The sequence below is a fragment of the Janibacter sp. Y6 genome (genome assembly GCF_040900765.1).
Lineage (GTDB): Bacteria > Actinomycetota > Actinomycetes > Actinomycetales > Dermatophilaceae > Marihabitans > Marihabitans melonis.
Window position 1 is genome coordinate 43,315 of the sequence record NZ_JAKLYZ010000009.1, and the last position, 9,495, is coordinate 52,809.

Annotated in this window: 6 protein-coding genes, 1 tRNA gene and 1 pseudogene; 2 read left to right on the forward strand and 6 right to left on the reverse strand. The window is 73.1% G+C overall.

All coding sequences use genetic code 11. The annotated features are described in order from the left end of the window. Nucleotides 1-10: 10 nt before the first annotated feature. From L6241_RS15895 to L6241_RS15910, 4 genes and pseudogenes are all read right to left on the reverse strand, one after another. Nucleotides 11-1,474 carry a sensor histidine kinase gene (locus L6241_RS15895; RefSeq protein WP_368247035.1) on the reverse strand — a complete coding sequence of 488 codons (1,464 nt, stop codon included), beginning with the start codon at nucleotides 1,472-1,474 and terminating at the stop codon, nucleotides 11-13. Next, nucleotides 1,471-2,202, reverse strand: a pseudogene (locus tag L6241_RS15900) (response regulator transcription factor). The gene L6241_RS15895 and the pseudogene L6241_RS15900 overlap by 4 nt, the downstream one beginning before the upstream one ends. Nucleotides 2,203-2,685: 483 nt before the next feature. Next, nucleotides 2,686-3,483 carry a GNAT family N-acetyltransferase gene (locus tag L6241_RS15905; RefSeq protein WP_368247036.1) on the reverse strand — a complete coding sequence of 266 codons (798 nt, stop codon included), beginning with the start codon at nucleotides 3,481-3,483 and terminating at the stop codon, nucleotides 2,686-2,688. 142 nt (nucleotides 3,484-3,625) lie between these two features. Further along, entirely contained in the window at nucleotides 3,626-6,646 is a 3,021-nt protein-coding gene (locus L6241_RS15910; protein ID WP_368247037.1) for a M36 family metallopeptidase, read from the reverse strand. A 140-nt stretch (nucleotides 6,647-6,786) separates the two neighbouring features. Between L6241_RS15910 and L6241_RS15915 the strand changes: the two genes are divergently transcribed. Next, a complete protein-coding gene (locus tag L6241_RS15915) occupies nucleotides 6,787-7,638 on the forward strand; it encodes a class I SAM-dependent methyltransferase (protein WP_368247038.1) in 852 nt (283 codons plus the stop codon). 88 nt (nucleotides 7,639-7,726) lie between these two features. On the opposite strand, the gene L6241_RS15920 is transcribed toward L6241_RS15915, so the two are convergent. Both L6241_RS15920 and L6241_RS15925 read right to left on the reverse strand, forming a co-directional pair. Then, the gene (locus tag L6241_RS15920; RefSeq protein ID WP_123091459.1) at nucleotides 7,727-8,050 is read right to left on the reverse strand and encodes a hypothetical protein; all 324 of its coding nucleotides are present in this window, start codon (nucleotides 8,048-8,050) and stop codon (nucleotides 7,727-7,729) included. Next, nucleotides 8,047-9,246 carry an acyclic terpene utilization AtuA family protein gene (locus L6241_RS15925; RefSeq protein ID WP_368247039.1) on the reverse strand — a complete coding sequence of 400 codons (1,200 nt, stop codon included), beginning with the start codon at nucleotides 9,244-9,246 and terminating at the stop codon, nucleotides 8,047-8,049. Before L6241_RS15925 ends, L6241_RS15920 begins: the two co-directional genes overlap by 4 nt. Before the next feature lie 49 nt (nucleotides 9,247-9,295). Between L6241_RS15925 and L6241_RS15930 the strand changes: the two genes are divergently transcribed. Further along, nucleotides 9,296-9,368 (forward strand) — tRNA-Arg (locus L6241_RS15930). The last annotated feature ends 127 nt before the right edge of the window (nucleotides 9,369-9,495 follow it).

The window sequence follows — 9,495 nt, forward strand, 5'->3', positions numbered from 1 at the left end:
ACCTGCGACCTCAGGTCGAGGGTCGGTCGGGCAGGTGCACGGCGAAGGAGGTCTGCCCCGGGCGCGACGCGAGCTCGATGCGGCCGCCGTGCGCGCCGACGACCGACTCGACGATGCTCAGGCCGAGCCCGGTCGACCCGCCGGCGCGGTTGCGCGCGTCGTCTCCCCGGGTGAAGCGCTCGAAGACCTCGGGCTGCAGCTCCTCGGGGACCCCGGGCCCGTCGTCGGTGACGACGAGGACGACCTCGCCGTCCTCCCTTCGCAGGCTCGTCGTCACCGTCGTGCCCGCAGGGGTGTGCGTGCGGGCGTTCGCGAGGAGGTTGACGAGCACCTGACGCAGGCGACCCTCGTCCCCGACGACCTCGACCGGCTCGTCGGGCAGGTCGAGGCGCCAGCGGTGCTCGGGAGCGGCCGCGTGGATGTCGCCGACGGCCGTCATCGCGATCATCGTGAGGTCGACTGGCTCGCGCTCGAGGGCCCGACCCGCGTCGAGCCGCGCGAGGAGCAGGAGGTCCTCGACGAGACCTTGCATCCGCAGCGCCTCGGACTCGACCCGGCCGAGGGCGTGGCGCACCGAGGTCGGCACCGGCTCGCTCTCGCGCCGGGAGAGCTCGGCGTAGCCGCGGATCGAGGCGAGGGGCGTGCGCAGCTCGTGGCTCGCGTCGGCGACGAACTGCCGCACCCGGGACTCCGAGCGCTGGCGCGCCTCGAGGGCCCCGGCGACGTTGTCGAGCATCGAGTTGAGCGCGTGGCCGACCTGGCCCACCTCGGTCCGGGGGTCGGTGTCCTCCTCGGGCACCCGCTCGGCGAGGGCGACCTCGCCGGAGTCGAGGGGGAGCCGAGAGACCTGCGTGGCCGTCGCCGCGACGCGGCGCAGCGGCAGCAGGGAGCGGCGGATGAGCCAGCTGCCGACCGCCACCGTCGCGAGCAGCCCGGCGAGCGAGGCGGAGCCGAGCACGACGAGGAGGCTGCGGGTCGCGTCGGTGGCCGGGGCCAGCGGCTGACCGGTGACGACCGTCGCCCCGCTCGCGGTGCGCAGCGCGACCATCCGGTAGTCGCCGAGCCCCGAGACGTCGACGGTGCGCGGCGCCGGGGCGATCCCGGCGTCGGCCACGGCGGACAGCGCCGCGCTGGGCAGCGCCACCCGCTCGCCCTGCCGGACGACGTACCCGGTCGCCTGGCCGTCCACGAGGCAGACGAGGACCGAGCCCTCGCCGCGACCGGGGCCGCCACGGGTGCACGGGGCCGGGTAGGCGCCGTCGCCGTCGCCGTCACGGTCCTCGTACGGCGGTTCGCGGCGCAGCGTGTCGACCTGGGTCGCGACCTGCTCGTCGATCTGGGCGATGAGCTGGTGGCGCATGAGCAGGACGGTCGCGGTGCCGGTGACGATGGTGACGACGACGAAGAGGGCGACGACGGAGGCGACGAGCTGGGTCGTCAGCGAGGTCCCGCGACCGGGGCGGGCGGTGGTCATCCGACCGGCTTGAGCACGTACCCGGCGCCACGCATCGTGTGGATCATCGGGTCGCGGCCCGCGTCGATCTTCTTGCGCAGGTAGGAGATGTAGAGCTCGACGACGTTGGCCTGCCCGCCGAAGTCTTAGCTCCACACGCGGTCGAGGATCTGCGCCTTCGAGAGCACCCGGCGGGGGTTGCGCATGAGGTAGCGCAGCAGCTCGAACTCCGTCGCGGTGAGCGAGATCTCCTCGCCGCCCCGGGTCACCTCGTGGCTGTCCTCGTCGAGGGTGAGGTCGCCGACGACGAGCAGCGGGCTGCCCTCCCCGGTGCTCACGGCGGTGCGGCGCATGAGGGCCCGGACCCGCGCGACCACCTCTTCGAGGCTGAAGGGCTTCGTCACGTAGTCGTCGCCCCCGGCGGTGAGCCCGGCGACACGGTCCTCGACGGCGTCCTTCGCGGTGAGGAAGAGCACCGGCACCGCCTCGTCGTGCTCGCGCATCCGGCGCAGCACCTCCATGCCGTCGAAGTCGGGCAGCATCATGTCGAGGACGACCGCGTCGGGCCCGAAGTCCTTGGCCGCGCGCACCGCCGCGGTCCCCGTGCCGGCCGTGCGCACATCCCAGCCCTCGTACCGCAGCGCCATCGACAGCAGCTCGGTGAGGTTGGCCTCGTCGTCGACGACGAGGACGCGCACCGGAGAGCCGTCGGGTCGGGTGAGTCGCGGGGCGGCGGAGGAGCTCGTCATGCGGCCAGTAGACACCTGGGGTCCGGGCGTGCGCTATGGCTCACCTGTGCGATCCCTGTGGGCGACGAAGGGGGGAGCCTCAGCCCGGCGAAGGGGGAGGGACAGCCCCGCCACAGCCGAGCCGGTGAGCCTTCGGTCATGGACACGACGACCACGCCCACGACCCCGTCGACCGCACCTGCTCTGCGCCGCCCGTCGTGGTCGGGCAGGAAGCCCCCGGTCGCCGCCACCCGCGCGAGCGTCGAGGGTCGAGGTGCGAGGACCGCCGGCCTGGATGACGAGCATCTCGCCGGCCGAGTGGCGAGGGTCTCCCGGCCCGGGTGACCCGGCGCGTGCCGGGGAACCCAAGACGGGCCGGGGAACCCAAGACGAACCGGGATACCCGAGACGGGCCGGGACGTGTCTCGGTCAGCAGCGGGTCAGCCGGTCCGGGCCGGGGTGCGCGGTCAGCCCTCGGCCTCGAGACCACGTCGTCGGTGGCGGTCAGCTGCCGGGCGAGTACCAGCCGTAGGCGTGCTCGCCGGGGGTGAAGCCGGCCTCGGCGTAGAGACGGGCGGCGGCGGTGCCGTCCTCGGCGACGATGACGAGCTCGCGTGCCCCTCGCCGAACCGCCCAGCGGGCCGCGACCCCGAGCAGGTGCCGGGCCAGGCCCTGCCGACGGTGGGCGGAGCCGGTGAGGACGGACTGGTAGCGCGCGGTCGTCGGCTCGAGGTCACGCAGCACGACGATGCCCAGCGATGCGGCCAGCCGGTCGTCCTCGTCGAACGCGCCGAACCACGCCGCGTCGCCGTCGGCGACGAGGCGCCGCCGGATCACCGTCTGGCGCATGACGAAGGCCCGGTACTCCTGCGCGGGGTGCTCACCGGTCTCGGCGTTGTGCTCGAGCTCGGCGACGAGCCGGGCGCCCCAGTCGGCGTCGCTCTCGAGCGAGGTGACCCGGTAGCCCGTCGGGAGCGGTGTCGTCGGCGGGGCGATCTCGCTCGTCAAGCTCTCGACGACGTCGGGCCGCAGCCCCGCCTCGCGCCAGGCCCTCGCGCAGGACGGCTGCGGCAGGCCGATCGCGCGGTGACGTGCCCGGGGGAACTCACCAGCGAACCGCGCGAGCCATGTCGCCGCGTCATCGGGGTCGCCCGTCGTCACCTGGATGAAGTTGCCCCAGTGGTAGTCGGGCGCGCTCGGCGTGCGCACGACGAGGTGGTCACCGTGGTCGACGACGTCGGCGCCGCCCAGCACGTCGACGGCGATGTCGGTGCGAGTCGAGATGGGCAGCCCGGCGAGCATGCGTCGAACCTAGCCCGACCGACGCCTCCCGGCGCGGTGAGGAGGGCCCGGCGTACGCCCCCTTCGCCCCGCCGGTGCGACGCACGAGCGCGCCCGGGCCGAGTCGGCCCGGGCGCGCCCGGTCATGCGATGCGGATCGGCGTCAGCGACGCAGCACCTGGACCTCGGTCACCGCCATCTTCGCGGCACCGGAGTACGCGGTGGTGCAGTCGGTCGCGTTGTTCGGGTCGTTGTCCTGCTCGCCCTGGAAGGCGGGCCCGCCCGAGCACTGGTTGGTGACCAGCTCGACCTTGACGTGGGTCGCCGGGGTGCGCGGGATCTCGAAGGTGCGCATCTTCAGCTCCGGGGCGACCGGCCGCGGGGCGTCCCCGGGGAAGGCGTCCGCGGGAGAGGTGTAGGCCTCGCTGAAGTCGGCGTCCTGCGAGCAGGTGACGCGACCCTTGGCGTCGCACGTCGAGATCGTGAACTGACGCACGTTCTGGAAGCGACCGGCGACACCCGGCTGCGGGAGAGCGCTCACCTGGACCTTGCGGACCTGCTGGCGGCCACCGACGAGGTCGATGGTGAAGGCGCGCTGAGCCGCCGTGGGGGTCGTGACGGTGGTGCCCGTCGTGCCCTCGTCGCCGTCGGCCATCGCCTGCACCGCGGTGCCCTCACCGGTGATGGTGGCACCGGCGGTGGTGTCGGAGAGGTTGTCGATGAGCTTGACCGGCAGGTTGCGGGTCTGACCGGCCTTGGCGGAGAAGGTGACGCGGGTCTGCGCCTTGCCCGGTGCGGTCACCGTGTAGGTGCGCTCGCCGGCACCGATCTCGAAGGTCGCCGGCAGGGCCGTCGCCGGGTCGGTGTCGGCCACCGGGGTGGACCGAGCGGTGTACTCGCCGACGTAGACCTTCGTCCCGGGGACCGGACGGCCGTCCTCGTCGGTCGGCGCCGCGGTGAGCGTGGCCGAGCGGGAGTACGGGGAGCGGAAGGACGGGATCGGGTCGGAGTCGGCCGCGTTGCGCGACGAGGCCCCGTCACCCATGCCGCGACCGGCGAAGCCGTCCCACAGCAGGTCCTGGTTGGCCCCGCCGAAGCGGAGCAGGTCGGCGGCGAGCATCGCGTTGCGCGCGTCGATCATGCTCACCGAGCCCGACGGCATGAGCAGCCAGGCGTCGAAGACGAGCTGCATCCAGCGACGGTTGCCCGGGCAGGTGTTGACGGCCTTCGTGCCCGAGGCGCACGCCTTCTGCTCCTCGGCCGTGCCGGCGCCGTAGCGACCGATGAAGGCGCTGCGGATGTCGCCCTGCGTGGCCGACCAGATCTCGCCGTCCGCGTGCACCTGCGGGCCGGTGAGGTCGTAGCCGACGTTGCTGTAGTTCAGCGGGCTGTCGCTGAAGTTGTAGTTGCGGATGCCGCGGTCCGGGTTGCCCGTGACGAAGGAGCCCATCGGGGTGGCCTTCGGGCCGACCGGCGCGTAGCCCCACTCCTGGAGGTACTCGGTCGCCATGAGGTCCGACCAGCTCTCGCCCATCGCACCGGCCTGCAGGCCGGACAGACCCATGTCGGGACCACCCGCCATGCGGTTGCTGATGCCGTGGCCGTACTCGTGGCCGATGACCGACATGTCGTAGTCGCCGTCGACGCACGGGGCGTAGAAGGCGCCGGCGAGCGGCTGCCACAGGTACATGTTGCTGTAGCCGCTCACGCCGTCCGGCGGGGTGCCGAAGTTGGCGTTGTTGCGGTCACCGCGCAGCGCGCCGGACTGGGAGTAGCCGAGGGTCGGGTCGTTGCCGATGCCGCCCTTGCCGTAGTTGTCGCGCTGGAAGTTCCAGGCCTTCTCGGTGAAGCCGAGGTTGTAGGCCCAGTCGTGCATGCGGTTGTGCATGCCGAAGAGGTTCGCGGTCGCGGCATCGATGTCGTTGCGCGCCGCGCTCGTGTAGCTCGCCGGGTCGCACTTGCTGTTCGCCCACTGGTTGGTCCAGCTGTAGACGTAGCTGCGGTCGCCGCGCAGCGCGGCGGGGGTGACGGGGCCTGTGCCCAGCCAGCGCTCGCCGGCGAAGGTGTTGTTGCCGCTCGTCGTCGTCGTGCTGAGCTTCGTGGCGGGGTCGACGTCCCAGGCGAGGGGGGAGGCGGGGTTGGCCACCGTCTCGGCACAGCCGGCGGCTGCCGTCCAGCACCACTCGACGCGGGTGTCGGGGGCTCCCTCGACACCGCTGGGGGTGCCGGTGAAGACCTTCCACCGCGGGTTGTCGGAGTCGAAGTCGACGAGGGCCTCGCGGGCGATCGTCTCTCCGCTCTGGGCGTCGACGTAGACGGAGTAGCCGCTGTCCTGGTCCTCGCGGACGACGACCTGGTAGGCCTGGCGGGCGTCCTCGCCCGGCACCGGGACGGCGACGAGCTTGGCCTGCTGGGTGCCGTGCAGACCGGAGGCGGTCATGTCGGTCCAGCCCTTGCCGGAGCTGCGCTGCGCGGAGCCCGCGCGCTTGATCCCCTTCGCGTCCGCGCCGACGTCCTCGGCGGCCTTGTCGAGGGCCTCCTCCGGGGTGAGCGCGGCCGCCTTGCGGGCGCCGGTGGCTCCGTCGACGGGGGCGAGGGTGGAGCTGACGTAGCGGACAGAGCCCTTGTCGACCGCGACGACGACCATGCCGTCGATGCCGGCGGGCACGCCGTCGATGACCTGGCGCAGCATGACCACCGAGCTCTTGCCGACCTCGTTGGTCGTCACGTGCTCCATCGCCGAGATGTCGGCCGAGGTGAGCCCGAAGGCAGTGGCGTTGTCCTCGAGGTAGGCGCGAGCCGCGTCGACCGGGTCGGAGCCGAGACCGGTGGCCAGGGGAGAGCTCGCCGACGTCGGGGTCACGGTGTCCACGGAGCCGAAGCGGTTCCACGTGACAACCGGCTCCGAGGTGGCCGAGCGGGCGGTGGCGCTCTTGGCCGACAGACCCTTGCCGGCGGAGCGCTGGGCGCTCGACGGCTTGGCGCTGCCCTTGCGGTTGTCGACGTCGGGCAGGAGGTCGTGCGCGTGCTCGTCCCCGGCGGCCGGTACCCCGGTCGGAGTGGAGGGCGAGGGCGGTGCGCTCGGGGCGGCACTCGCCCCGTCGACGGCCATCGCGAAGACGAGGGCTGCTGAGGCGGCGACTGCTGCCGACGTGGTCAGCCCACGGCGTGGGTGTCTGGTCATGGATGCTCCCTGGTCGGCCCCGGTAGGGGCGGCTGCACGGTGCGGTCAGTCAATCCAGGAAGCGGTATGAGGCGCATCACCTCTTGGTCTGGGTTTGTTCAGGATCTGCCGGTGGTAGGGGCCGGTGGCACACTCGCGGCGTGAGCGACGACTACCTCGCGGTGAACCGCGCGAACTGGGACGACCGGGCCGGTATCCACGAGCACTCGCCGGGCTACGACCGCGAGCGGCTGCTGTCCGGTGAGCACGAGCTGAGCCATGTCGTCGCCTTCGACCGCCCGCGCCTGGGCGACATCGGCGGGCTGCGCGCGCTGCACCTGCAGTGCCACATCGGCACCGACACGCTGTCGCTGCACCGGCTCGGGGCGCAGGTCGTCGGGCTCGACCTCTCGCCCTCCTCGCTCGCCGCAGCACGCCGCCTCGCGGCGGACGCCGGGGCCGACGTCGAGTACGTCGAGGCCGACGTCTACTCGGCGCCGAGCGCGCTCGCCGGGCACGCCCCCTTCGACCTCGTCTACACCGGGATCGGCGCGCTCGGCTGGCTGCCGAGCATCGACCGGTGGGCCCGGACGGTCGCCGCGCTGCTGCGGCCCGGCGGCCGGCTCTTCATCCGTGAGGCGCACCCCGTGCTGTGGGCGTGCGACGACCCGCGCCCGGACGGTCTCGTCGTCCTCGCGTATCCCTACTTCGAGACGCCGGAGCCGACGGTGTGGGACGACGCCTCAACCTACGTCGAGCCGGCGCCGGGGAGCGACGGGGCCATCACCGCCACCGTGACCCACGAGTGGAACCACGGGCTGGGCGAGATCTTCACGGCGCTGACCCGCCACGGCATGGACGTCGTCGCGCTCGAGGAGCACCGCACCGTGCCCTACCTCGCGCTCGGCGACCAGATGGTGGCCGACCCCGAGCTGCCGGGGGAGTACCGCCTCGCCGAGGGCGACGACCGGCTGCCGCTGACGTACACCTTGCAGGCCGTCCGGCGCGGCTGACCGACGCTACCCAGCAGTGACGGGACCCGTGGGGGCCTTGCCCCCGCATGGAGCGGGCTAGGCCCCCACAGGTCCCGTTACTGCCGGGTCACCGCGCCGGGGCGGGGACGCGCATGGCCAGCAGCCGGCTGCTCAGCGCCTTGCCGTGCGTGTCGACGGCAAGCGACGTCGTGACGCCGCCGTCGAGCGCGTGCTGGCACACGAGCTGGACGCCCTGCACGAGCGGCACCTCGTAGCGGGTGACATGACCGCGCAGGTGCTCGCCGAGGTGCTCGACGACGCGCTCGACGGTGAGCACCTCGCACAGCCATCCGTAGTCGGCGTCGTCGAGGGGGAAGACGGACAGGATCGAGGTGTCGCCCTTGTCGCCGGCGCGGGCGTGGGCGAGCTCGTGGAGCAGGACGTCGGTCATCGGGTCTCCAGGACGTCGACGTGGGTACGCACGGCAGAGCGGTCGACGAGCGTCGAGACGATGCCGATGACCTCCTCGACGCGGGTGCGCACGCCACCGCCACCGGCCGGGCCGTTGACGTAGAGCGCCTCGACCTCGTCGCACACCTCACGAGCGGTGTCGGCGTCGGGCGCGGTGGCGGCCACTCGCAGCCGGGTGTCGGAGAGGTCGACACCCGTGCCCGCGCCGACGACGTCGACGCGCGGGGTGATGCCGAGCGCGGCGAGCCGCGTCGCGACCACCTCACCGGCGAGCCGGGCGCGCTCGACGCACCCGGTCCCCGCGTAGGAGATGCCGCCCTCCGCGCGGTAGCCGACCGCGTACCCGACGCTGACCTTGAGCTGCTCGGGGGCGGGACGTCCGCGGGCGCCGCTGACCCGCACGCGGTTCGGCCCGGCCGTCTCGAGCCGCACGCCATAGAGGTCGAGCGTGACATCGGGGGTGAGGTATGCGCCGGGGTCGCTGATCTCATAGAGCAGCTGCTCTCGCACGGTCGCCCGGTCCAGCCGGCCGCCGGTGCCGTCGACCGTGCCCAGGGTCGCCGTGCCGTCCGCGCTGACGTCGGCCCAGGGGAGGCCGACGTGGGCGAGGTCGGGCACCCCCTTCGCGCCGAAGGGGGACGTGGGGTCCGCGAAGTAGCCGCCGCTCACCTGGGTGCCGCACTCGAGGAGGTGGCCGACGAGCGTGCCGTGGGCCGCGAGGGCCGGGTCGTCGAGGTCCCAGCCGAGCCGGTGGGCGAGCGGGGCGACGAAGAGCGAGGGGTCGGCGACGCGGCCGGCGAGGACGACCTCCGCGCCGGTGTAGGCATTCGCCGAGATGATCTCGCCGTAGGACGACAGCGGGCGGCCGTGCTCGAGGGAGGGCTGCTCGAGGTCGAGCCCGGCGAGCACGTCGTCACCGGTGACGGCCGCCACCCGGCAGCGCAGCCCGAGCTGCTCGGCGACCGCGACGGTCTCGCGGGCGGCGGCCGCCGGGTTCGCGGCGCCGAGGTTGCTGACGATGCGCGTGCCACGGGGGAGGGCCTCGGGCAGGAGCGCGCGCAGCCGTCGCGAGGTCCGGTCGGACGAGCCGGTCGTGCTCCCTCCCGGAGCGGGCTGGGCGGGCGCCGCGACGCGCTGAGCAGAGGTGCGCGACGGCCGATTTCGTCTGCTCGGCACGGACGGGGTAAAGTCGGCCCTCGTCGCCAGGCGTCACGCCAGGAGACACGCGCCCGTAGCTCAACGGATAGAGCATCTGACTACGGATCAGAAGGTTAGGGGTTCGAATCCCTTCGGGCGCACTCTTGTCCTGTCTCAGGACATATGAAACCCCCGAACCTACGGGTTCGGGGGTTTCGTGCTGTTCTGGGGCTGGTAGTCGCGGGTGGGGTCGAGGGTGAGCTGGCGGATGATCTCGCCGGTGTCGGC